The sequence below is a fragment of the Mycobacterium sp. 1274756.6 genome (assembly GCF_001668625.1).
In the GTDB taxonomy this organism is placed as follows: Bacteria; Actinomycetota; Actinomycetes; order Mycobacteriales; family Mycobacteriaceae; genus Mycobacterium.
In genome coordinates this window covers 79063-103505 of sequence record NZ_LZLJ01000060.1, presented here as the reverse complement: position 1 = coordinate 103505, position 24443 = coordinate 79063, and the positions used below count along the sequence as shown (strand labels likewise).

9 protein-coding genes and 1 pseudogene are annotated in these 24443 nt (G+C 63.7%); 2 read left to right on the top strand and 8 right to left on the bottom strand.

The features are described from left to right. Window positions 1–5: 5 nt before the first annotated feature. The 4 genes and pseudogenes from pglZ to A5643_RS08095 all read right to left on the bottom strand — a co-directional run. Entirely contained in the window at window positions 6–2708 is a 2703-nt protein-coding gene (gene pglZ, locus A5643_RS08110; RefSeq protein WP_066853733.1) for a BREX-2 system phosphatase PglZ, read from the bottom strand. 14 nt (window positions 2709–2722) lie between these two features. Then, entirely contained in the window at window positions 2723–6427 is a 3705-nt protein-coding gene (locus tag A5643_RS08105; protein WP_066853731.1) for a DUF6079 family protein, read from the bottom strand. Continuing rightward, window positions 6424–9993, bottom strand: a complete 3570-nt coding sequence (gene pglX / locus A5643_RS17715; RefSeq protein ID WP_082948815.1) for a BREX-2 system adenine-specific DNA-methyltransferase PglX — start codon at window positions 9991–9993, stop codon at window positions 6424–6426. Before pglX ends, A5643_RS08105 begins: the two co-directional genes overlap by 4 nt. A gap of 253 nt (window positions 9994–10246) precedes the next feature. Continuing rightward, a pseudogene (locus tag A5643_RS08095) lies at window positions 10247–11383 on the bottom strand (ISL3 family transposase); the annotation flags it as partial. Between the two features lie 55 nt (window positions 11384–11438). Here A5643_RS08095 and A5643_RS08090 point away from each other — a divergent pair. Further along, a complete protein-coding gene (locus A5643_RS08090; protein WP_066853727.1) occupies window positions 11439–12794 on the top strand; it encodes an IS256 family transposase in 1356 nt (451 codons plus the stop codon). A gap of 316 nt (window positions 12795–13110) precedes the next feature. Next, on the top strand, window positions 13111–13473 hold the full coding sequence (locus A5643_RS08085; RefSeq protein WP_066853725.1) for a DUF222 domain-containing protein: 363 nt from the start codon (window positions 13111–13113) through the stop codon (window positions 13471–13473). On the opposite strand, the gene A5643_RS17710 is transcribed toward A5643_RS08085, so the two are convergent. The 4 genes from A5643_RS17710 to A5643_RS08070 form a co-directional block, all read right to left on the bottom strand. Beyond that, the gene (locus tag A5643_RS17710) at window positions 13462–15165 is read right to left on the bottom strand and encodes an AAA family ATPase (protein ID WP_082948830.1); all 1704 of its coding nucleotides are present in this window, start codon (window positions 15163–15165) and stop codon (window positions 13462–13464) included. The genes A5643_RS08085 and A5643_RS17710 overlap by 12 nt on opposite strands. A 178-nt stretch (window positions 15166–15343) precedes the next feature. Continuing rightward, window positions 15344–19591: a BREX system serine/threonine kinase PglW gene (pglW, locus tag A5643_RS08080; RefSeq protein WP_066853723.1), complete on the bottom strand. Its 4248-nt coding sequence runs from the start codon at window positions 19589–19591 to the stop codon at window positions 15344–15346. 39 nt (window positions 19592–19630) lie between these two features. Further along, complete coding sequence (locus A5643_RS08075; protein ID WP_066853863.1) at window positions 19631–20269, bottom strand: GIY-YIG nuclease family protein; 639 nt, start codon at window positions 20267–20269, stop codon at window positions 19631–19633. Between the two features lie 34 nt (window positions 20270–20303). Then, window positions 20304–24305 (bottom strand): DUF3427 domain-containing protein, encoded by a 4002-nt coding sequence (locus A5643_RS08070; RefSeq protein WP_066853721.1) that lies wholly within the window; start codon window positions 24303–24305, stop codon window positions 20304–20306. Window positions 24306–24443: the final 138 nt, after the last annotated feature.

Sequence of the window (24443 nt, the reverse complement as noted above, 5' to 3'; positions counted from 1 at the left end):
CCGGCTCACCGCTCGACGCCGAACTGCTCGGTCAAGGCGGCAACATCGAGTTTGATTACTCCGTCGCGGACTCCCAGCACCTCGTAGCCCTCCACGTCGAGCACCTGTTTTACTTGCATCAGGGCACCGTTGACGCTGCCGACCGGTACCGCCAGCGCTGCGGCCGCTTGCGACGTGGTCAACTCCGGTGCCGCCAGTAGCGCGGCAAGCAATGCGCCGATCTGCCCGTCGGTAACGACAATCCGGCCTGCCAACTGACGTTGGTTGCGGTACACGCGGCTGGCAAGCACCTGTTGCGTCAGCGGGCGGGCGGCCGGCTCAAGTTTGGTCGGCTCTGCGGTGTCGAACAGGCTCGGCTGCGGGAGGGGTGCTTTTGCTTTGTCCTGAGCCGCAGGCACCGCAGGCGGCGACGGCAGAACGTCGGCGGCGACGGCAGCGTGCCACCATGGCGGTTCAACCCCGACGACGGGAACTGCCCAATCGGGCACCGGACCAGCAACCAGCACCACGACTGGAACCAACGCTTCCGCTGGTGTCGCCCCACCGTGATACCCCGCGTTGCGGGCGCCGTATCGCACCTTCTCATCGACGGCGAGCACTACCCGGTTGTCGTCGGTGAGCACCCGCGGCCCCTCGACCACCACTTCACGCTCGGTGTCGACAACGGCGAAGTCGCGATGAGCTCGCTGGCCGAGAGTGCCGGCGCGGTCGAGTTTGGTACCAGTTTTGTAATCGATGATGTGGCCGTGATCGGAGGTAAGGATAACCGCGCGGCCGGCATCTTTCGCTGCGTCGAGGACCGCCTGCAGGTGGGTGATGGTGTCCAAGTTCCAGTCGGTGCGGCCCGGATCGGTGTGGTGCAGGGTGTCGTCGACGTAGTTGAGTACCACCGCGATTAACCGTTGGTGTTCGGTGTCGGCGATGGCGTTGCGGACATCGGTGGCTAATGACGCTCCGCTGGTGACTGCATCGAGGGCGGCTTTGTGAAAGATCGGATCAGGTACTCCGCCGGGTGCTTGTAGACCCGCCGATTTGATCAGCGCAAGGAAGCCGGAGCGCTCCGCGCTATCCGAACCTTCGCGCAGCTCGCCGCACAACAGTGAGCAGCGACTGCGCCCGGTCAGTGTCGGCAAGGCGGCCAGAGCAAACGAGCGACGCGCTTCGGGGTTGGTGGTGACCTCCAGCCAGCCGTGCTGCTCGATCGCGGCTACCAGGTCGTTGGCGGCCGCCAGCGACAAGGCATCGACAACGATCAGCAAGCTGGGGGTGTTGCGGGCAACCGGGATCACCGATTCGGGCAGCACAGTCTCCACGACCGGCGTCGCCGGGACAGGTGCTTCGGCTAGCAGGGTGGCGAACTGCCGATCGTCGCGGCCTCGTCGCGCCAGAGCAGCATCGATTACCGCACGCAGCCCCGCCGCCACGCTCGGGCGGGCTGCTCCGCGGCGCGCCTTGGTTAACGCCGAATCGACCCAGGACCCCGAGCGCACGTAAGCGTTGGCTGCAGCGGCCAAATCAGTTGCGGACCCATCCGCCGTGCCGAGCCAGCGAACCAACCGCACCCCGCCGTCGCAGGCGTCAACCGCGGTCGATTTCGGGGCAAAGACATGCCGTTGCACCTCGGCCCAGCGGTCCTCGACGAGCCGCAGCGCCGTCTCGGAGACCAAGATGCGGTCGGCATTCCGGGGCGGCGGTGCCGGTACCGCCGCGGTCAGTGCCTCGGCGAGGACATCGAGCCTGGCGTGCAGGCCCTGCGGCAGCAGATCCGACACGGCGGCAACCTCGGTGAGATTGAGGCTGGTGACGATACCGGCCGCAGCGTCGACGACGGCCTGTTGCTGCGGCTCGCCCAGCGAGTTGATGACCAGCCCCCGTGTTGCGGTGTACCAGGCATCCAGGACGTCCTGGTCGAGACTGGTCAAGCTGCAGCGACTCAAGAAAAACCCCAGCCCGACGCCATTCGCGGCCACGCTGTCGGCACCGAACAGCCCCGCAACCACTCCCAGTGGAACCAGTTCGGCGATGCGCCCGGCTTCCAGCAGCGCGGCGAGCGGCGTGGCCAGGCGGCCGGCCCGTCCGGCCAGCCAGGCGCGAAACACCACGGCCAGATCGGCGCCGCCATCGGCACTCAACCGAACCAGACCGTCGACGGCCTCTTGGGAGCGGCTCCACTCCAGAATGGCCAGGGCGTCGATCTCGACGTCGGTGTCTTTGACAATGCCGAGCACCGCCCGCGAAAGGATAGCCATCGCGTGATCGAGTGTTAGTACCCCGCCGGGTGCTGGCCGATAGTCGCCCCCTGACAACAAGGCAAGCAACCCGTTGGCCACTGCGCGGTCATTGGGTGACCGATACAAGGCCGGCTCGATAGTGGTTGCCGAGAAATTGCCGCGCAATGCCTCCCACGGATCCGGGGTGAGTAGCCGGCCGTCGAGCAGATGGGCCAGCACCGTGTCGCCGAGCTCGTCGTCGTCGACATCGGTCAGCACCACTGTCCAGGCGTCCGGGTCACGGCCATCGATAGCCTCCCACAGCGCCAACACCGACGGGCAGGCCACGACCCGCACGGCGGTGCCTTCGAAAGTGAAATCACCACCGCCCCAGACGGGCTCGGCCCGCAACCCGAGGACACCGTTCCGGTAGTGCTTGCTGTGCGCTTTGTGCAAGCGCGCACGGATGATCGGCTCGGTGGCTACCAGGGCGCTCACGGCGCTTGGGGTGCTCACTCGACCCACCAGTGCACGTGGACCTGCTGGCCGGGTTCAATGCTGGCCTGCGATAGCGAATCCTTCAATTCAGTGAGGTCGGTCGGCCTGGACAGCACAACACTTCCGGACGGGCCCTTGGGCTTCGGCGGCGGGCCGGGTTTGCCCGACGCAACCCACTCGACGACCCTATTCAGCCCGGCGGCAAGCTCATCGCTGAGGTTACGGCCCGGCACGGAAATCGCGCCCTGCAGCGATCGCCAAATGCTGCGCGCATCGTCACCGGACGCACCAGAGCGCTCTGCCCCTTCTCGCAGGTTCGACAGCAGCCTCCACTGAAAATTCCGTAGCGACCGGGCATCGGCGGCAGCGTCGTTTCGGATCGTCCCAGCGGTCTGCACGGCCACCGGCAACGTCACGTCGGCCATCGCGTTGATAACGGCCACATTGCCCGACGTCGCATACAGCTTCTCTACGAAGCTGTGCAATGCGCGGGCGATACCGAGCCGGTCGTCATCGCCGGGCTCGGCAGCCAACCGGTGATGCGCAGACTCCAACTCGGTGATCAGCGAACCCAAGTCACTGATGCTGGCGTTGGCCAGCGCACGCACCTCGGTGGCGAACTCGGCCACATTGGCTCCAGTCAAATAGGTCCGGGGGCTGGTGTAGCCGAACAGCTTGGCTGCGTTGGCTCGGGCAGTATCCCAGGCTTGCTGGTCTGGCAGCTCCTCGGCACGCAGCTCGATGTTGGGACGCATCCGGCCTAACGCCGGGGCTGCCGCAGCACTGCCGGCCTCAAACCAAGCACGTTTGCGCAGCAACGCCCAGGCGCTGATCACCAGATCCCGTGCCTCGGGGCGTAGCCCCCACGCCGGGGTGATGGCATCGATGTGGTCCTGCAGCGCCCCGACCGTCACCGGGTCGGTGGTTGCGGCGGTTCGGTCAAGTTCACCGGCCCAGTAGGCGAACGAATCCTCGGCGAACAGGTAGTGGTCTTCGGTGGCCTTACCTACCCGAAGAGGCCCGGCGATGCGGCGCACCGTCTTGCGGTCCGTTCCGGGGCTGGTGGGCACCCGTCCGTCGCGGTGGGCGGTGGCTTTTTCGACGTACTCGCGCAGCGTTTCGAAATTGCGGGCGGTGACTTCGTCCTCTGACGGTTCGAACTTCGGATGGGCCGGGTAGATCGCCGAGAACGCCTGGTCGATCACGCTCAGGAAGGCGTCTTCCAGGCTGGCCGCCGGTGGCAGCGACGGAGTGAAATCGCGGCTGAGCGACGTCAGCACCTCGAACTGTTCGGAATCGGCCACGATGTGCTTCGGGTCGGCCCGCTCGATGCCGTAGGCCTGTTTAAGCATGTTTTGAAAGCTGGTCATAGTGCCCCGCAGCAGGTTCTCCAGGATGCCGCGAGCTTGGGCCTGATCGGTGGCCGAAAGGTGGTTGGAGTTCTCTTTCCACCGGTCACCGCTGCCGGTGAACAGCCAATCCAACTTCACCAGCAGCGCCAGATCGTCGTTGGCGGCCTCGGTGAAAAACCGCGGTAACCACACGATGGTGTGCCGGTCACCGCTGGCCAGCAGCCGGTCGATCCGGCTGATGTCATCAGCACTGGTGTGCCCGGCCTCATCGAACGGGTAGTCGACCACCACCCGGAAGGTGCCGGGCCGGTTGTCGAAGGACTGCTCGGGTAGCGACGTGGCATCGCGGACGTTGCCGAATACCACGTCAACCTCGCGACGCGAACCTCGCCAAGTCACGGTGCGGGCCACCGCCCCGGTCAGGTCGTCGCGTCCGTCGGTGACTCCGAGTGCCTGGTGGATCAGGGTACGCAGCAACACGCGGCGACGCCCGGCGTTGTCTTCACCGCGCACCCGGTCCAGGATCGACTGGTAGTCGACGTCGGCCAGTTGAACTCGGATTACGGGATTGGCGCCCTCGGAGACGGTGATCTCCGGAACCTCTTTGGACGCCCACTCTCGGACCACGCCAAGCACGACGCGGGCCTCGCCCCCGGCGACCATCGTTTTGATCGAGCCGTGGTTCAGCGCAGCCAGCCGCGAGGCGGTGATGTCGCGCAGGGCCGGCACGTTGGGAGCGATCGCGGAGAGCAGCAGCGTTTTCGCGATGCGCTCCTGCGCGCGGAAGCCCGACGGCACCGATGTCGGGTCCTCGGTGAGCTGGTCGCGGCTGACCGAGTGTTTTTCCAGCAGCGCAGGCAGCAGCCGGTTGGTGTAGAGGTCATTGGCGGCCTTAAACATCGCCCCGGCGTGCGAGTCAATCGGTTCGCCGCCCTCGACGATGTAGTCGAAGGCATCACCGACCGGGATTAGATCATCGACGGTGAGGGTGTCGCGGCGATCCACCAACATGCGTTGCATCACCTTCAGCGCGGTACGTTCGCGCTGCATCACCGACGACAGGTTGCGCAGCGTGGACACCAGCACCGGGGAGAACGGATAGGTCAGTCGGAACTCGGCCTCGGAGGCGCCGCGATGTTTCTCGTCGACGTTGAGACTGTCACGCAGCACATCCCACACCTCGGTGGTGCGGGTCAGCTCCGCGAAGGCTTTGTCCAGGATTTCCTGCGCGGCGGTGTCTTTAGCTTTGAGTAGCCGAGCCTTAGCGACCTGGGCAAGATTGCTGTCACCCAGGGCGATCTCGGCGAACCGCGCCTGCTGGTACTGAAACGCCCGATCCAGTGCATCCTGCTCAGCGCCCGACGCCCCGGCGTCGGCAAACCATTTGCGCAGATCCATCTGCCGAGCAATAAACGACAGCAGCGGGATCGCCCGGTGCCGCCCGGCCGATTCGACCAGTTTGGTGATCTTCTGCGACTCGCGGGAGAAGAACTCGGTGTCGCGCATCGAGAACGCCAACCACAACACCAGCTCATCGAGGAACAGCACCACCGCGTCGTAGCCGAGGTCCTTGGCGTGTTCGGAGATCACCACCAGGCCACGGTCTAGGTCGATGTAGTCGGCGGTCTCCACGAACGACCCGAAGTAGCTGCCGACGAGTGCTGAGACCAGTTCCCGACGTTCCGGGTCTTCCGGTGCTGCGGTGCGTGCAGCTTGATAGCGGGGCAGGTCCCAGCCCGCGCCGAGCAGCCCACCCCAGCCGCCGTCGTCACCACGCAAGCCGTCAGCGGGACCTGCGCCTGAGCCGGCACCGGAACCCGCTCCCAATCCAGCGAGGAATTCGTCGTCGCCCATCCGGGCGCGCCAGTTCTCGGCGTCATCGAGCAGCGCATCCGAGACGTGCACTGCGGGCAGTTGCGCCTCGGGATGCAGCCGTTTGATCTGATCGACGTAGCCGCTCAGAATCGCCTGCTCAAGGCTTTTGGCACCGAGTAGATGGTAGGTGAGTCGCAGAATCTTCTTGCCGGCTAGCTGCCCGTCGTAGTAGCCGGTGAGCTCGGTGAACTTCGCGGTGCGCGCGGCGGGGTGGTTACCGAGCAGCGCGTAGAGCACCGCCATGTAGTGGCTCTTACCGGAGCCGAACGAACCGGTGAGATACGCCGCCCGTGATGTGTTGCGGTTGAGCGCATCGGCCACCAGATCCATTGCTTGGGTGAAATTCTCGGTCAGCGACTCGGTAAGCACGTACTCGTCGAGCGTGGCTCGGATGTGGGCGTCGTCGTCGGTGGAGTCGGTGAGCCGCAGCACGTAGTCGTCGGCGCCGACCCGCTCCGGGATGTCGATGACATCGCGCAGCAACGTGCTCATGTTTTACTCCTTCGTCCGCGTCGGGTCGGTTCGGGCCGCCAGGTGGTCAAGTCGGTGACGGTCAGGTGGTGTTCGGCTAGGCGTGCGGTGAGTTCGGCGTCGATGACGTCGGCTACGGATTCGCCGTAGTCGGGGTCGATCTGGTGGTGCCACTGGTGTACCCAGGGTGCCAGTTCGTGTAGCCCGGCCAGCAGCGGAACCAGTTTTGCGGTGTCCCAGCCTTCATCAATGCGGGTACTGATCAGCCCGGCTAACGCGAGGGCTTGCTGGGCGTGGTCCCAGCCGGCCCAGCCGAGTAGCCCGGTGGGGTCGCTGTCCCGTCCGGCATTGGGGTAGGAGATGAATCGTTCTTTGGGCACATCGAGTTTGCCGCGATGCGACCAATAGGCGGTTTTGGTGAAGTCGCTGGACTTGTATTTCGGGGGCACCGGGATCGGAGTGTCGAGTTTTTCACCGGCGTCTTCGCGGCGCTGCAACGCCCAGGTGTGCTCCCAGACGGCGCGCTTATCCAGCCCGGCCGGCTTGTAGCGGTAGGCCGCCAGGAACGGCACCGCCTCATCGGCCAGCAGCTTCGCCAGCGCGGTGCCGGTCGCCGCACTGGCATCACCGGCCCACAGCCGCAGGGTTTTGCGGAAGTCCTCACCGCGGTCAAGCCGATCAGCCAACTGCGCCACCGACTGCGGAGTGGGCCGGCCGTCGCGGTCGGACCACAGCTCGCGGTTTTCCACCCGGTCGAGCAGCCACTGGCGCAGCGCGGCGGTGACTTGTTTGTCCCACGGTTCGGTTGACCAGCGGCGCTTGTACTCGGGGCGCTCCAGCAGCCGGATGTGCTTGTTGGTGGCGATGACGTCCAGGCGGCGCTGTAGCAGCTCGCGGTAGTCAGCCGGCAGGTGCGCGGGGATGTCCGTGTGCGGGGTGAAACGGTGGTTGTGGTGGGTGAACCAGGTGGTGTCTGACTCGCCGGCCGCGAGTTTTCGGCCTAGCACAATGGCGAACACCCGCTCGGACGATGTGATCGCGGGTAGCTCGCCGGAGTAGGTGAGGTCTTCGTCGATCAGCCCGTAGATGCGGTAGTAGTCCCAGTCGAGTTCTTCCTGATGGGCGATCATCAACCCGCGCAACCGCTCCGTCTCGGTGCGGGCGGCTTCCAGGACGGCGGCAGTGGGCACCTGACGGGCTACCACCTCGGCGGGCGACTGGTGCTGCAGCTCGTGGGCGAGGTTGTCGAGTAGCTCGGCGCGCTCGGCGGGTGTGGTGGCGGGGAGAGGGAAATCTTTGAGAGTAGTCCCGTTGAAATCGTAAGTGTGGGACCAGGCGTTGGCCGCTGACCCGCCGCCATGACCACCGCCCCCCTTCTTCTGACTGTGTTGTTTGAGCCAGAAGCAGGCTACGGATGAATTCAACACGCTCAACAACCGCAGATGATCTTCCACCGTCGCGCTGGCCGCCAGTTTGATTACCGGCGCCGACTGCTTGAACACTTGCTCACCGGAATTCAGCACGAAATGGTTATGCGTAGCGATAGATGGAAATCCGATGGACAATGTTGATGTGCCTCGGTCCTCAGGTACTTGATGCCACTCGTACCAGCGGCGCCCGGCCGATCGATATGTCTGTCCGCCGAACGTAGCACGCGATTCGAGGCTTGCTCGATATGCCCACAGCGCAGTTGCAGCATGTTCTGCCGATACCCCGTCGATGAGGTGGCCTTCTGTATAGGGAAACCACGTAACGTCGGGGAACTTGACGCTGTAGTCACGTACATTTGTACCGACGCCCAGAGGTGGCCAGAAAGCGCTGTCGCACTTGTATCGTGTCTTCCACGCCAACGGTCGAGTGAACTCCTCATCGGCATGACTCATCGCCTGGAAACCAATACGGCACACATGGTCGACTAAGCGATCGCTACCTTGGGCTTCGACACGATTGATGAGTTCTACTGCTCCGCCACCGCTGAGGCTCCACGGGTGCGCATTGAGGTTAGTACGCGGTAGATCGGCTACGCCGATGTAATCGTTTTCAAATCCTGGCTCGTCAATGTGATCGACAATGCTGACCCACACCAGCCCCTTCGTCGGGTTGTCCGGCCGACCAGGTTCCCCGCGAACCCCCAGCACTGCCCGCAGGGTCTCACCCGACGGCGCTCTATTCCGCCCAACCAGAATCATCGTCGGAGTCCCATGTCCGGGGATATACGCGCCGGAAGTGTCGACGACCGTCCGCAGATCGACCGTCGGCAAGAACTGCTCAATCAACTTCAATCCGAATTCGCGTTTCATGAAAGAGTTCGAGGTGATCTGGCCGACCCAGCCCGCCGGCCGCTCACCATCAGCCGGGTGGGCCAGCCGGTAGAACAGTTCCATGAACGGCACCGTCAGCGCGTACTGCCGGTGACACGAGCTGTACAGGGTGCGGTAGGTGGCGTTGAGAGCGGCATCTTTGACGGTGATGTACGGCGGGTTGCCCACCACCACATCGTGCTCGCGCTGCAATATCGCGGTCAGTACAGTGGCGTCTTCGGTTCTATGGGCACGCACCCGTGGTCCTGCCAACAGGTCTTCAGGCAGCAGCTGCTGCGGCGCCCCCCACAACAAGCTGTCGCCGGCTGCAAGGTGCGGCTTGTAGCCGATGCGTTGCTCGATGCTGGTGTCACCTGCCGCGTGCAGGGCCGCTACCATCAGCCGGAAGCGGGCGATCGCGACTGCGAAGGGGTTGACGTCCACCCCGTACACCCCATCCAGGGCCTTGGCCACCAACTCGCGTGCACCCAGCCCGGGAGCGTGTGCTTGCCAGCGGGCGTGGAGCCGGTGAAAAGCCCCGAGTAGGAAGTGCCCGGATCCGCAGGTCGGGTCGATCACGGTGAACCCAGCCAGCGGCCGGTCAGCCAGGGCGGGCTCCATCGTCTGGTCGAGGATGAACTCTTCGACGAACTCCGGGGTCTGCAGCAGCGCGTAGGTTTTCTTGGCGTGCTCGGAGAGGTCTTGGTAGATGTCGCCGAGGAAACGGGTGTCAACACCGGCGAAGCTGTAGCGGGGGTTGCCGTCGTCGTCTTGTTGCCACCAGAACTCCAACACCGCCCGCGCCGCATCCCCGGACGGGGCGACCAAATGCAGCGGTGAGTAGGCATCGACCAGCCCGGCGGTGGCAGGGTAGCCGTCGAAATGCTCGATGATCTGGCCCAGCCACTCCCGGTCGGTGTGCTCGGGGTGGTCCTGAAAATAGGCGCGGCGCGCATCTAGCGCCTGGCCGCGCTCATCAGCGTTGGCGCCGGCGATCCAACGAGGGGAGACCAAGGCGTTGTCTTCGCAGTAGCGGGCGAACACCGTCAGCAACACCCACGCCACCGCAGCCTGGGTCACCCGCTCGTCACGCCACGCCTGCCAGGAGGCCGCGCTCCGCTCGGCGGCCACTGCGGCGTCGTAGTCGGCCCGCCATGCCTCCAGCACCCCTGCGTCACGGGTATCGGCGTCGACGCCATCGACCCGGGCACGCAGATCGGCCTCCACATCACCGACCAGCCGCCGCAGCGCTGCTACCAGGTCATCGCCGGTCCACTGCGCCACCATGCACTCCTCGTTGGTTCGCTCGGCTGACTCGCCGAGGCCGACTGGCCCGGCGGTTACCTGACTTGACAGTTTGCGACGAACTTACCGATCAACGCAGACACTTGGCGTGACCGACGTTGATCGGGGCGCGTGCGCCGAAACCACGCCGCCCGCGACCGGCAGCCTGTGGAGCAATCTCGGACTGTGAATAACCCCTGGTCTCGAACGGCCAGTGTCGGATTCTCGACAGGTGTTCGAACTATTGTGCGGCTCCTCAGGTTCTTGTGGGGAGTGTGACCTGCAGTCCTCCTAGGCAGAGGTAGATCATTGAGGTCAGGGTTTGTGCGGAGTGGTGTCCGTAGCCGCGGGCGTTGATGAGGCGGATCTTGCTGTTGATGCCTTCGATGAGGGCGTTGGAGATGCGAAGTTCGATGGCCGCCAAGATGGGGTCGAAGTAGACCTCAAAGCGTTTGCCCAGCGCGACGAAGGCGGGGATGCGGGAACGCTTGGCCGCGGTGATCCAGGCTTTGAGCAGTCTGCGGGCGGCGCCGGGTTCGTGGTCGTAGCGATAGAGGTCACGCGCTTGTTCTTTAAGCGTCCAGGCACGGCCTATACGACGGTTGGAACGTGCGATCTGATTGATTAGGGCGCGTTTGTCGTCGGTGAGCTTGTCTTCGCCGGTGCGCAGCGCCCAGCGGGCGGCTCTCCAATCGGCTGTGGCGTGCCCGGGGAGGCGAATCGATTCGGCGAAGACGCGGTCAAGAGCGCGGTTGACCCATTGCATGATGTGGAAACCGTCGTAGCAGATGACCGCGTGTGGGACCGCTGCGGTGGTGGCACTGGTGTAGGCGCGGGAGACGTCCATGCTGACCGCTTCGATCTGGGCGAGCGCTGAATCGGTTTGGGTGGCATAGAAGTTGGTCAGAGATTGCTCGCTGCGCCCGGGCTGGATGTCGACGACGGTGCCGTTGTCGTGATCGCCGACGATGGTCAGGTACCGGTGGGGATGGCGGTAGCAGATCTCATCGACCCCGATGCGGTAGAGCGTCTGTAGGCGGCGCTGGTCAAGCAGCTCGGCCACGCCGCGGTTGATGATTGCAGTGACGGTTTCCCAGGCGCAGCGCATCAACGTGGCCACCGAGGTGCGGTCGGTGCGTTGGGCCAGCCATAGCACCATGTCCTCGAAGTCGCGTGTATGGCGGGCGCCGGGCCGGGCCCAGGGTAATTCCTCGGTGGTCACCCCGCAGTTGGGGCAATCGATGCGGCGGATGTCGTAGACCAGCCACAGTCGGGCACGGGAAAGATCTAGATGGCGCCACCGCCGGCGGCGTCGGTCATAAAGCGAGCGGGAGCGTTTGCCGCACGGGCAGCGCAGCAGCCGAGCCTTGGGTCGGAGGCTGACTTCGATCTCACCGGGGGGTGTCAGATGGTCTGTGTAGGTCCGGGAAACGGAAGGATCTCAGGACGTGACGACAGACAAGGATGTGGATCCGCAGCTGGTTGAGGCTGGTTCCACGGTGGAGATGGCCGAGGCGCTTCGGGCCTCTGGCGCAGTGGATGAACTGCTGGCTCAGATTGATACTGGTGAGGTTGCCCTGACTGGTGAGGGCGGCTTGTTGCCCGGCCTGATCAAGCTCGCCTTGGAGCGGGGGCTGACGGCCGAGCTGACGGATCACCTGGGATATGAGAAGGGTGATCCGATCGGGCGGGAGCTGCCCAATGCCCGTAACGGCTCTTCGCCCAAGACGGTGCTGACAGAGGCGGGCCCGGTGCCTTTGGAGGTACCTCGAGATCGGGATGGTTCGTTCACCCCGCGCCTGGTGCCCAAGGGCCAACGCCGCATCGGGGGCCTCGACGACATGATCATCTCGCTTTATGCCGGCGGAATGACGTTGCGGGATATTCAATTTCACCTGGCGTCCACGATCGGCACCGAAGTCTCACATGAGACGATCTCCAAGATCGTCGACGAGATCTCCGATGAGGTCCTTGCCTGGCAGCGCCGGCCGCTGGAGCCGCTGTATCCGGTGATCTACCTCGACGCGATGATCGTGAAGGTCAAAGACGGCGGCCACACCCGCAACAAGGCCGCTCACATCGCCGTAGGGGTCGATATGGCCGGGATCAAGCACGTCCTGGGCATCTGGGTTCAAAACAACGAAGGCGCGGCGTTTTGGGCGTCGGTCTGTGCTGACCTGGCCAACCGCGGGATCCGCGATGTGCTGATCGTCTGCTGCGACGGGTTGACCGGCTTCCCCGAGGCGATCGCGGCCACCTGGTCACAAGCCACCGTGCAAACGTGCGTGGTGCACCTGATCCGCAACGCGCTGCGGTTCGTCTCCTACAGCGACCGCAAGGCCGTGGCTAACGCCCTCAAACCGGTCTACACCGCGGTTGACGCTGAAGCTGCTCGCGCCGAGCTCGATGCTTTCGCCGCATCGGAATTGGGCTCCAAGAACCCGACGGTGACCAGGGCTTTCGATCGATCCTGGCAGCAGTTCATTCCGTTTTTGGCGTTCCCGCCGGAACTGCGACGGGTGATCTACACGACGAACTCCATCGAGTCGCTGAACTACCAGATGCGCAAAGTCATCAAAACTCGCGGTCAGTTCCCTAACGACGCCGCCGTGGTGAAGTTGCTGTGGCTGACGATCTGCAACATCGAGGACAAACGAGCCGCTGAGCGGGCCAAGGAACGCGGCCAGAAACGTTGCCGAACAGCCCCCGGACGACTCGTGGAAGGCCAGGTGGTCACCAACTGGAAGAAGCCCCTCGAACAGCTCACGCTGGTCTACCCAGACCGCATCGAGCCGTACCTATAAGCACCACAACCGAACTATCCAGGCAGACGACTTACACAGAAAACTTGACACGCTCTCTCACCGGCGTCGATGACGACATCGGTGACCGTGGCCCCGGGGATCTGCAGAAGACGGTTAAATGCAGTACTGACGCGCACGCGGATCGTTCCTTGCGGTTGAGGTTGGTGTGGTAACCCCGAAACCTAGAGGCACACCGCGTGCGCGTCCCTCAATTACCCCGACGAAACACCGAAGTAGTTGAACCTCAACAGGAAATTTCGCTGAACAGCAAGAAGGCGCCGACTAAAACTCTAGGAGCGCCACTATTGTTCGATGTATGGATTCGGTGGCGACCAGTGAACTCGGTGCACTCGACACCGCAGTCGCCGAGCTTGCTGACCTCGACATCGCGGCGCTGACCCCAGCGGCCCGGCTAGACGTTTTGGAGAAGTTGGAGACGGCGCTGCGACGCCAAGTTGCCATCAGCCACCGTGTCGCGAACAGCATCGCCGCCGAGGGCGCAGATCGGCTTGGCGATATGCCGCACAAGGCGATCGCCGACCGGCTCCGCATCAGCTACGCCGAGGCGCGTCGCCGTATCCGCGATGCAGCCCAGCTGACACCTCGAACGTCACTGACCGGTGACGAGTACGTAGTCATGGTTTTGATTTCTTTGTCGTTTTGCGTATCACGCAATTGAATTGTCACGCGCATCTGTGTAGCCGACAAACTTTAGCGAGTTTGATGTTGTAAAAATATTTCGAACGCGTCCAAGGCGCTCCTGTACGAGCGCATTAAATCGCCTTAAAACGCTCTTTCCATGGCGATAACGCTCCGGATGTTCATCAAGATCGATCTGAGCTTGCGTCGCGATTTTTCCCGTATTGGGTGGCTTCTGTCCATTTTTTCGATTACGATGGGCATTCTCGACTCTCGCGTTGATCAGCCTCTCTAGGGAGTCGTTCCTTGTATCTTCGGTTGCCTGGCGAATCAGACTGATCATTTCATCTGAATCAATATCTGAATAAATATTTAATATATGGTCTTGTTGCAAGAAATAAGATTCAATGTCAGTCCCGGGCGTTGTGAACATCGATAATCCAACATTCGATATTTTTTGTATTACTGCATTTAGGTCATCATCGGACAGATAATCCCGGTCGCGGTGTACCAAAATATTAGTCCCTGGGGCATGTTCGGAGATGAAGCGTCCGAGTGCAGTTGCGGCGTCAATTTTAGTACATGAGCCATAACTCCAAATGTCTATTTCGGGTTCAGTTAATCCATTAGCTGCGAGCAAAGCTCTAATTGGTTCTAGCCTCGAGTCTTCCGTTAATACTACTGTGCCAATATCGCCATGACGCAGTCGATCTCCGACATCTAATGCGCCCAGGTTCATCAAAGAACTTACTACATCAAAGGGCGCATCGGAGATATGACCGGAGTGTACCCAGTGAACTGTAGCGCCAGTCGGGATAGCAGCGTCGAGCATGTGTCGAGAGTGTGTTGATATGAGCACCTGGACGTGGCCTTCACGGGCAACATCATGTAAGAGTCGGACTAGCTTTCGCTGATTATCAGGGTGAAGGTGCGCGTCGGGTTCGTCCAGAATCAGAAGCTGAGGAGAGTAGACACCAATATAGGCCAGAACCTGGGCTAACTGAAGAACCCCAGTTCCGCTGGCGTCGATCGGCAGGATAGCTCCGGAACGTGTGATTGTGGCACGGATATGTTCATCGTTAGCAGCATCAAAAATTACATCAATATCGACATCAGGGAAAACATCATGGAGCCGGCGTTGAAACCAGTCCCATCCATGGGGATCATTACGCAGAATCCATAGAACATTTCGAAAGACGTTGTTTGCGTCTCCGCGTGCTGCTGCACGCCGAACAATCCCTTCAGACTTGAATTCTTCGTATGAAGGAATCCCCGCGAGGCCTGGGGCGATAACGCTGAAGGGATTATTTAGTTGTTTTAAACGCTGTCCGAGCATCTTCCCTGTGCACTGAATTGATATGTTTTTATTCTTTCCTCGGCTGACCGATATTTCGGTTGATCCAATATCGGAGTTTATTGCGACGATAATCGCTGTTTCTTTATTTTGTCGGAGCGTCCCGCCGTGCGCAAGCATCTGGATGTCCCGCAGCGGGGTGTACACTAATTGATCTGTCGAGAGCGTCCCCGTCAACTTTTCGTTGTTCCAACGCGCAATCCCGTCCATGCCTAAGCTTTGGACAACCGATACGCTAAATTGAATCGCCTGAAGTAGACTGCTTTTACCCGAATTATTTGGCCCGACGAGTATAGTCAGTTCAGTGCCGAGCGGCAAATCTACGTCCTTTAATCCTTTGAATCGTTGGACGCGAATGTTTCTAACAAGTTCACTCATCGGTTCCCTTATGTTCATTGAACTAAGTGTCGATGTAAATTAGAACATTCGGCACTTCGTGTTGCTGCGATCAGAATCCTACAGCGGCGTGAGGCTAGGGACTCTGGACTAGAAACTCGCGACCCGAATCCATGCGTTGCCGCACGATCGGGTGACCAGGTGGGTCGTGGCTGGATCATCAGTGTTCGACTGCCGCGGCCTCAGCACTCACCGTCCACCTCACGAACTGCCCACTCGGCGAACTCAACTGAATCGGCTTGCGGTCTACCAGCGCCCCGGTCTGGCCGCGCAACTGCGGCAGCACGACCCACACCGGCCGTCGTCGTGGCGCCGCCAGGTCGCTGAGCTTGGCCAGCACATCGAGATGGTTGTAGCGCGCTAGTGGCGACACCTCGGTCAAGATCAGCGGCCGCTCGCTGCGTTGGCCGTCGAACACCGTCTCGAGCAGTCGCGCCGAGAGTTTCGGCACCACTCGCTCGATCACTGCGTGTAGTCCGCGGGCATCGCGGCTGCCCGGCTGGGCGGCGTCGGCGCTGCGTACCAAATCCCAGGACACGCCCTGCTCGGCCGCCAACTGGCGCATCGCGGTGATCAACTCAGTGGTGACGTCGATGAGCTGCCCGTCGTAGCCATCGGCCAACTCATGAGCCACCCGCTCATGCTCGCCGGGCCGGTCCGGCGGGATCGGCACACCGATGACCAGAAAGCCGCATTCATCGACCGAGCGACGCAGCGCAGCAACCAGATGGGATCGCTGCGCCGCAGCAGATGCGACCTCGGTAGCTGGCGGACGGGGCACCGCGGTGGGTTGGCGGGTGTGCATGGTGGTGGCGCTGGCCGGCTGCTGCTGGCGAAACCGGTAGGCCTGAGCCGCGTCGTCCCACGTCAACTGCAAGCCAGTGCGTTCCAGCAGCGCATCGAGTTGTGGGCGCGTCGGCGTCTTGTCCAGTTGCGGGAAGCGTGCGGCCACCCGCGCACGAATCTGCGACGGCGACAGGGTTTCGGTCTGCGACAGCCCACGCAGCGCCACCGCGACCGCTGTCGTCGGGGACATTTCAAGATTGTGCAACTCGCCGCGCCCGGATACACCGGCGTGTTTGGCTGTTGCCGCACCGAGGCGCACCAGGCGGGAATCGGCTGGCAGTGCTACCGCGCTGTCGTTAGCCGCGGTGCTGCTGACGGCGCGATACCCGGCGGTGAATGCTCTGGCGAGTTCGCGTGTCGCGGTTGATGCTGGAATCACCGCCTCGGGGTCGGCCGATACCAGTTCGTCGGCGCGTTTGGCTGCTGATTCGGCGGCAGCGAGTAGCAGCTCGTCGGTGGCCAGCAGGGCAAGGCGGCGGCCGTGGCGTCGGCGCACCAGCCGTTTGGTGCCCTCCAGCATCTCGTGCTCAGTCAGTCGGTCCAGGCCGACCCGCAACAACCCGCCGGCGGCTCGCTCGGCGCGTTGGTGCGTGCTGCTGCTCAGTGTTGTGGCGGTGGGCTCGGCCAGCCGGGAGCGAATCTCATCGGTCAGTGTCGCTACCGCGGCCACCCCACCGAAATCAGTGATCACCCGCTGGGCGGCCTCGGCGATAGCGTCGAGCAGCTCACGGGTGGCGGGCTGCTGCGACCAGTCATCCTGCAGTTCCTTGATCAACTGGGTGCCGCGCTGCGGGGCTTTGCCGAGTTTTTCGGCGAGCTCGGTGCTGCTGGCGAACGCATCCAGGCCGGGCGTGATGCCCAACAGCAGCTCAGCGGCCTGCCGGCGGGTGGCCGACCCGCGTTGCGTCGACACCGCCGCCACCAGTTGGGCCACCGCATCATCGAGATTGATGAACTGTCCGGCCGCCGCCGCAGGTCGTTGCTTGCCGAGCCGCTTCGACCAGGCCCGATACCGGGCCTTGATCTCGGCTCGGGTGTCTTTGGCTTCCCGGGCCACGAGCCGGTTAAGCGGGGTGGAGTCCAGCGCCAGCAACTCACCGACCGTTGCCACCTGTGCGGACTCCAACGCCGACACTGCGCGCAGGCTCAAGCCGGCAGCGGCCAGGGGGGTGCTGGCATCGGCAGCCTCGGCGGCGGCGGCGGCGCTTGCCTGCACGGTGGTTTCGGTGGCGGGCCTGTCGAGCTCATCGAACACCCGCGTCCAGGCACGCAGCATCTCTTCGGCGGTGTCGGGGCGGTTAGCCACGTCTCGCGACAGCGCCGCGGTGAAGAAGTCGGCAAGGCTTTGGGCCACCGCGGGTTCGAAGCTCGACTGATCGACGGTGACGTCGTCGTCAACCGTGGCCGGGTTGGCGTTACGGTCTGGACCGTACTGGGGCACGGTCCCGGTTGCCATCTCAAAGAGCACCACTGCGGCGCTGTAGCGCTCGGCGGCGGTGTCGTAGCGGCGTCGGGTACCGGTGCCCAGGAACGGGTCGAGGTATGGCGGTGTGCCTGCTTGGATGTCGCCGGGATCGACCCCGGCCATCGAGAAGTCAAACATCAACAGGTGCGAATCCACCCGGGTATTCGGCTGGTACACACCGAGGTTGGAGGGTTTGATGTCGCGATGAGTCACGCCGCTGCGTTCCAACGCGCACACGGCGTCCAGGAGGTCGGTGCCCCAACGTTGCAGTACATCAACCGAGAGCCGGCCGCGGGCGTTGAGTTCCTCGGCCAGCGTGGCGCGCCCGGCGTACTGCAGCAGCAGCGCGGTGCGTCCTCCGACGTCGACGACTCCGTGCAGGGTGACGATGCGTTCTTCGGCTTCGAACCGGCCCAGGATGTCGGCTTCGGCGTTGAGCCGTTCGGCAGCCGCGCCGTCCTTGGCCACTTTGAGCACCCGCTGCGCGTCGCCGACCTGGTGATCGGTGACCAGGATGCCCACCGCGGTGGAACCGGCACCCAGCCGGCGTTGGTAGGTGAAGTGCCCGCCAGCCAGCTCCGCGCCGGGACCGGCTTCCAGCGGGTCGGTTTCGGTGGCTTTGCCCAGCACGTCGTCGCGGGCTTCGGCCAGCCGGTCGAGGAATTCGCCGATGTCGCCGATGCGCTCATCCGGGCGGGGGTCGGTGGCGTCGAGGACCAGTTGGCGCAGGCAGCTCCGCACCTGCGGAAGCTCGGCAGCCAAATCCAGGCCGCGGTCGCGGCGCAGCCGGTCGAACAACTCGCCGGGTTCGGTGGCCGGTGCTTTGCCGCCGGTGAGGATGTAGAACGCCAGCGCACCCAGCCCGAAAACGTCGATGCGGGCCGGATCGGTGGGGTGCTGGCCTTCCGGGGCGGCATACAGCCGGGCGGTTTCGCTGGGGGAGGCCGCCATCAGTGTCAGCGACCCCGCCGAGAGGCGACTGACCGCGGTGTCGGGGTTGGCGGGTAGCACCCCGGCGCTATCCCAGTCGGTGACCTGGGGTTCCAGGTTGTTGCCACGTTCGCGGATGGCGATGGCGCGCGGGTTGAGGCTGCGGTGCACCACGCGGTGTCGGTGGGCGTAGTGCAGCACCTCCGCGATGCCCTGGACCAAGTCGAGTTGATCTTTCAGGGTGAGGTTGTCCTTGTGGTCGGTGAGCCATAAATCTAGTGGGGTGTCGCCCTTGGGTTGCGGGAACACCAGGCCGATGCCGAGTTCGGCGTCGTGGACCAGGTCGATGGGGGTTTGCAGTCCGTCGTAGCGCAGCCGGTTGAGGAGCTGAAACTCGTGGGTGACGGCTTGGGTGCGGGCGTGCTGCTCTGATGAGGGCGCGCCCGGCGACAGGGTGTAGAAGCGGATGCGTGCCGGTATGGAGCTGGCGTGGTGAAACGCCGGCCAGTCTTGCCAGCCGTCGCCGTCGGACAGGGGTTCTTCGTCGATAATCCAAGAGCCGATTTCGCGCTGGCGGCGGGGAGCCAGGCCGATCTTGCGCATCAGCCCGGCGATGAGTTGGCTGTTGTGCTCGGTGATGGGCTCATGGTGGGCGGGCGCGAGGAGGCGCTCGGAGATTCCGGGCAGGTTGGTGGCTTTGCGGTGGCCGTCGAGGCCGTAAAGGTTGATCGCGGATGTCGGCGACAGTTCACATTTGAAGTGCGGGTGGTGCAGTAAGACTAATTCCTGCACGAAGGGCACACGCCGTCTGGCCTCGACGCCGCCGACTTGGTACATCGCATCCTTGAGCAGCGAGGCGAAGTATTGGGCTTTGCGGCGTGCCAGCAGCAGCGGGGAGTCCTCGGCGCGGTGGCCGGCGCGCTGCCAGACGTGGTCGTTGCCGCGCAGGATGCCGCTGTAGTACTTGAGCTCGATCAGGTACAGCGTGTCGCGGGCTAACACCAGCAGGTCTACCTCGTGCCAGCGGCCGCGGTTGTCGCGGAACTCGAAGTTGGCCCAGGCGCGGAACGGGGGAGCATCGGGCAGAATCTGCTTGACGGCTTCTAGACCCGCCTTTTCATGATCGAACTGCGAGTCGGCGATCGTGACCCAGCGGCCGTCCTTCACCGGGGATGCTCCTTGTCTCGCGGTGGGTTGGAGTCCAACTTACTCAATCCGGGCACGGGTTGAGCGGTGTCTGACTCGGGCTGGGGTGTCAACCACCGGCAACGCCCGCGCACTCTCTTCGGCAGCGGCGCGTATGCCGGTAAGCACTTCGTGAAACGGGTTATGGCCGTTGCCCTGAAGATTCAACGGCAGGTCCAACGCGTGAAACAGCTCCCGCTCCAACACCCACGGCTCCGCCACCGTGATCCAGGAGACCAGCGCATTGTCGGCCATCCATTGGCTGAGTGCGGCCTCGCCGGTGCCGAAGGTGCGTCGCGTTCCCGATCCGACGCGGCGTAGCTCGATGCCGAGCTCGTCGGCCAGCAGGCAACCCAGTGTCTTGCGCAGGGTCGAGCTTTTCGCATTCCCGCGGAAGTGCTGCGTAATCCGCTTCCGTATGTTCTGCCGGCTGGCTGGCTTTCCGTTCGCAGGCGGCCGGCTGGGGCTGATGCCGGCGTAGAGCAACGTCAGATCACCATGACGTTCGCAGCGGGAGACGTCGATGGCGGCCGGTAGCCGGCGAATCCACCACCCGTAGACGCCGGGTTGCGCTGGAATCGGGCTGGGTCGGATGAGAACCTCGCTGCGTGAGTGCGGCGCCGCGGCGAGGTAGCGATCAATCAGCTCGTCGCGGTCCATGACGTCCTCCCCATCACGCACGCAGCCTGCCGCGTCATTCCGTCGCCCCGTCGGGCGGCAGCTGAACCCCCAGCCGCGATTGCAACTCACCGGATAGCGGCGTCAGCAGCCGGAACGTCACCAGCATCGGCTGTGACCCCTCGTGGCTTTGCGGCACCACCCGACCTAGGTAGGTGAACGCGCCGTCGGTGGATTTGCGGCGCATCCACAACTCGATCGACTTGCCGGTCTGCAGCGCGTAGAGAATCTCCCGGCCCTTCTTGCCCTCCGGCTTTGTGGACGATTGCGAACTCCACACGAAAATGTCGGGAGCCTCGAAGTGTTCGACGTACTGGGTGCGCTCGGCACGCTTCACCAACGTGACGAAGAGAATCGCATGCTGTGGCAGCGACACATGCCCGGACTGCCAGTTACCGGGGTTGAAGACGTCACCGTAGAGCGCCGGAACGTCGCCCCTCTTGAACTGCTCGCCGACCTGCGACGCCAGCGGGTTGACGTCATGCTGGTCCAGCTTGGACACCAGCCGGGCAACAGGTCGCATATCGGAGCGCCCCTCAATCGGTGGCACAGCGGGGTTGGGCGACTCCAAGAGATAGCCAGAGCCTTGCCGGCGCAGAATTTTGAGCCTGCCGGCGACGCCTGTTTTTCCGGTCGTTTCGACCAGCACCGGTTGGTCCACGTAGTCACGGGCTGACCCGCCGGTGATCCACTCGAACAGCAGCGGGTCGCCGTGCCGGATGGGATCCACACCGCCGTCCATTGAATCCCCGTGAGCGAAGCACACGAAGTGACGCGACGGTGCAAGTTGTTGATCGGCCTGCCGCCGCCTGATGGCGATCTCGGTGGCGGCGTGATCACTCCACGATGTCGCTACATCGGGCCCGCACGCCACGGTGTAGTCGCTGAACAGCGGCACGTGGTCAACGCCAAGCCGGGCAGAATCCGCGGCTCCGGCGCGCAACACGAACCCGCCGTCGACCTGGTCGAGCTCAACGCTGTGCGACGTTCCCGGATGACCCGCCGAAGGACCAAACCAGCCGCGCAGCAGCCCCGGCAGCGCGTTTCCGGCGACGCCTTCCCGGGCGGCCAGGGCGATCGCGCCCTTGGCGAACGAGGCGTTGTAGGCGACGCCGTCCGCGATGATCGAGACGTGGCCCGACGGCAAATCCGGATGTTGGCGGCGGTCCAGGCGAATGATGGGACGGCCGTTTGCGTAGGCCAACCGGCAGGTCCAGGAGCGGGTAACCGACATCTCTTTGTTGAGCAGGTAACTGGCCAGCCGGTACTCGATGAGCTCTGCGACCATGGCGTCGAAAACCTCGCCGAGCTCGTCGTCTATGACGAATGTTGGCACGATCCACTCGCCTTCCAGGCGGAACAACGCGTTTGGTCGGGCGGCGCCCGACCCGGTGCCCGCGAGGTGCGCGATCGGCCATTTGCGCCAGTACCGAGTCCATTTGTCGGCCGCCGCGCCGGCCAAGTCGGGGAACTCTGTGGCGGGCACTTCGCGGGCTAGTCGTGGATCGGCCAGCAGCAGCCCGCGTGAGGTGTGTGCGTTGCGGGCAATCTCGCTTCCGGTGCGAAGCGCACCGTCGTGTAACAGCGCGTGGATAGCCACCAGCTTGTAGCTCTTGGTGATGCTCTCGATCTGAAATCCACGCAGCGTGTCGCCGTGCGCATCGACGGCGGCTGCTTCCCGCTCGTCCAGCAGGCCGGTGGCGCGCAGGAAGGCGAACCAACTGCCGTGCTTCACTGTCACGATCGCTGGATCGTGGCCGGCCCGAAACGCTTGCGCCGCGGTCGGCCGCAACCCTTCTTCCGCCAGATAGGAGCGACAGTAATCCTCGACCGCATCACCGGCGGTGGTACGCGACAGCGCACGCAGCATCTCCACCACGGTGAGGTCATAGTCGACCGAGCAGCCATCGGGCAGGTCGAACTCGCCCGCCTCGAGTGCCTGCAACACCTGGAGCGTCGTCGGCGCCTCGCGGCGGCCAAAGGTCAACAACGTGCGCGGTTTCAGCAGGAATGATCGATGGTTGCCGATGAAGTCGATCACCGTCAGCGCGTCCTTGCCGTCCAGGATCCGCAGGCCGCGGCCCAGCTGCTGCAGGAATACCACCGGCGACTCGGTGGGTCGCAGCATCAGCACGGTATCGATATCCGGCACGTCGAGGCCCTCGTTGAACAGGTCGACGGCGAAGATAACCTCAAGCTCTCCTTCCCGCAGCGCGTCGATCGACGCATGCCGCGGTGCACTCGTGCCGCCGCTGTGCACCGACGCGCAGCGAACCCCGCGCGCGGCGAAGAACTCGCTCATGAAGTCCGCGTGATGCTTGGACACGCAGAACGCTAACGTGCGGGTGCTCCGCCGCGACTGCCACTCGTCGAAAGCCGACTGCGCGCGCTCTTGGGTCTCCACGGCCGCTTCCAGCGCTGCCGGATCGAACTTGCCGTTGCGCCAGGGGATCGGTTCGAAGTCGACCGGGTCCGGCACGCCCCAGTAGTGAAACGGCACTAGCTCGCGACGCCGTATGCCCTCGACCAGGTCACATTCGAACACCAGGTTGTCAGCGCATAAGGCGAGCAGGTCGGCGCCATCCAGCCGATCCGGCGTTGCGGTCAACCCCAGCAAGAAATCCGGCGTGAAGTGGTTGAGCACGCGACGGTAGGTCGCGGCCGCGGCGTGATGAAACTCGTCGACCACGACGTAGTCGAAGGCGTCTGCTGGAAAGGCATCCAGGCTGCGTGAGAGGGTTTGCACCGAGGCGAACACGATGTCGGCACCGGGCTGCTTTTCGCCGCCGTAGTACAGGCCCAGCGAGGCGTCCGGGATCACCCGGCGGAATACGTCGCGGCTCTGCTTGAGGATCTCTTCACGGTGCGCGACGAACAGCGCCCGCCCCACCTCGGTACGGGCGACGTCGAAGGCGGCCAGCCAGGTCTTGCCCAAGCCGGTTGCCATCGTGACCATCCCTGCCCCGAAACCTTCGGCGCGGGTCTGGGTTAACGCTTTGAGTGCTTCGGCTTGGATTGGGCGAGGCTCCGGCAGCTCTTCGGGATGGTCGATGATTTCGACGACCTCGGGAACATACGGGGGAGCCGGTTGGTACGCGGCGATCAATTTGTCGGTCAGCGTCAAGCTGCGCCGGTCGCACCACAACGTCTGGAATCGCTGCTTCAACTCATCTGTGGCATCCACGAGCAGATTCCATTCGATGCCGCCGTCCAGGCCCGCTTTGCTCAGGTTGCTGCTGCCCACGAATGCGGCCTTGGCGCGGCCGTGCGATGAGTAGAACTGATACGCCTTGGGATGGAAGCTGGTGTCGGGATCGTGAAAGACGCGGACACTCAATCGGCCCGGGTGGTCTTCGGTCAAGTCGTGTAGCCGAGCAAGTGCTGCCAGTTCGGTCAGGTGCAGGTAGTCGGTGGTGAGTATGCGCACGTGGACGCCGCGGTCCAGGGCGTCCTGGAGTCGTCCGATCAGCAGATTCAGCCCCGACATCTTGATGAAGCTGACGACGATGTCAACGCGGTCGTAGTCGATGTCGCCGAGGTGTCGCACCAACTCGGGTAATAGCACCCGCGCCTGTCCATCAACTAGCAGTGGAGTTCTCGATGTCAGAGCCGGGTTCTGCTCTGTGTCAGTGGGCGTGGTCAGGTAATTGCCGCGGGAGGGGATCACATGTCGCACACCGCCGCGTGGATCGGCGACGTCGCCAAGGTAGCGGGGGATAACGTGGATGTGCAGATGATCGACAGTTTGGCCGGCGGCGCTTCCGGCATTGAATCCCACGTTGAAGCCATCCGGATGGTGGTGTGCGGCAATGCGATCGCGCACCTCGTCGACCAGGCTTATCAGGTCGGTGCGCTCTTCGAGTGTCGCCGCCCACCAGTCGCTGATCTGGCGGCGTGAAACGACCAATGCGTGGCCCGGGTTGACGGGAAAGGCGTCCCACACGGCGAATGCTGAGCGGTTGGAGGCGATCCACTCGGCGCGCGGGACGTCAAAGAACGGGGACTCCGGGGAGGTCATCACTTGCTTTCGGGTCGGGTCTGGCCGCCGGGTGGGGGATGAATGCATTATGCCGACCTGCACCGACAGCGTTGCGGATGAGCGAGGGCAACACACCCGAGCGCCACCCCGCTGGTCGGACCCGTGTGCAAAGCTGCC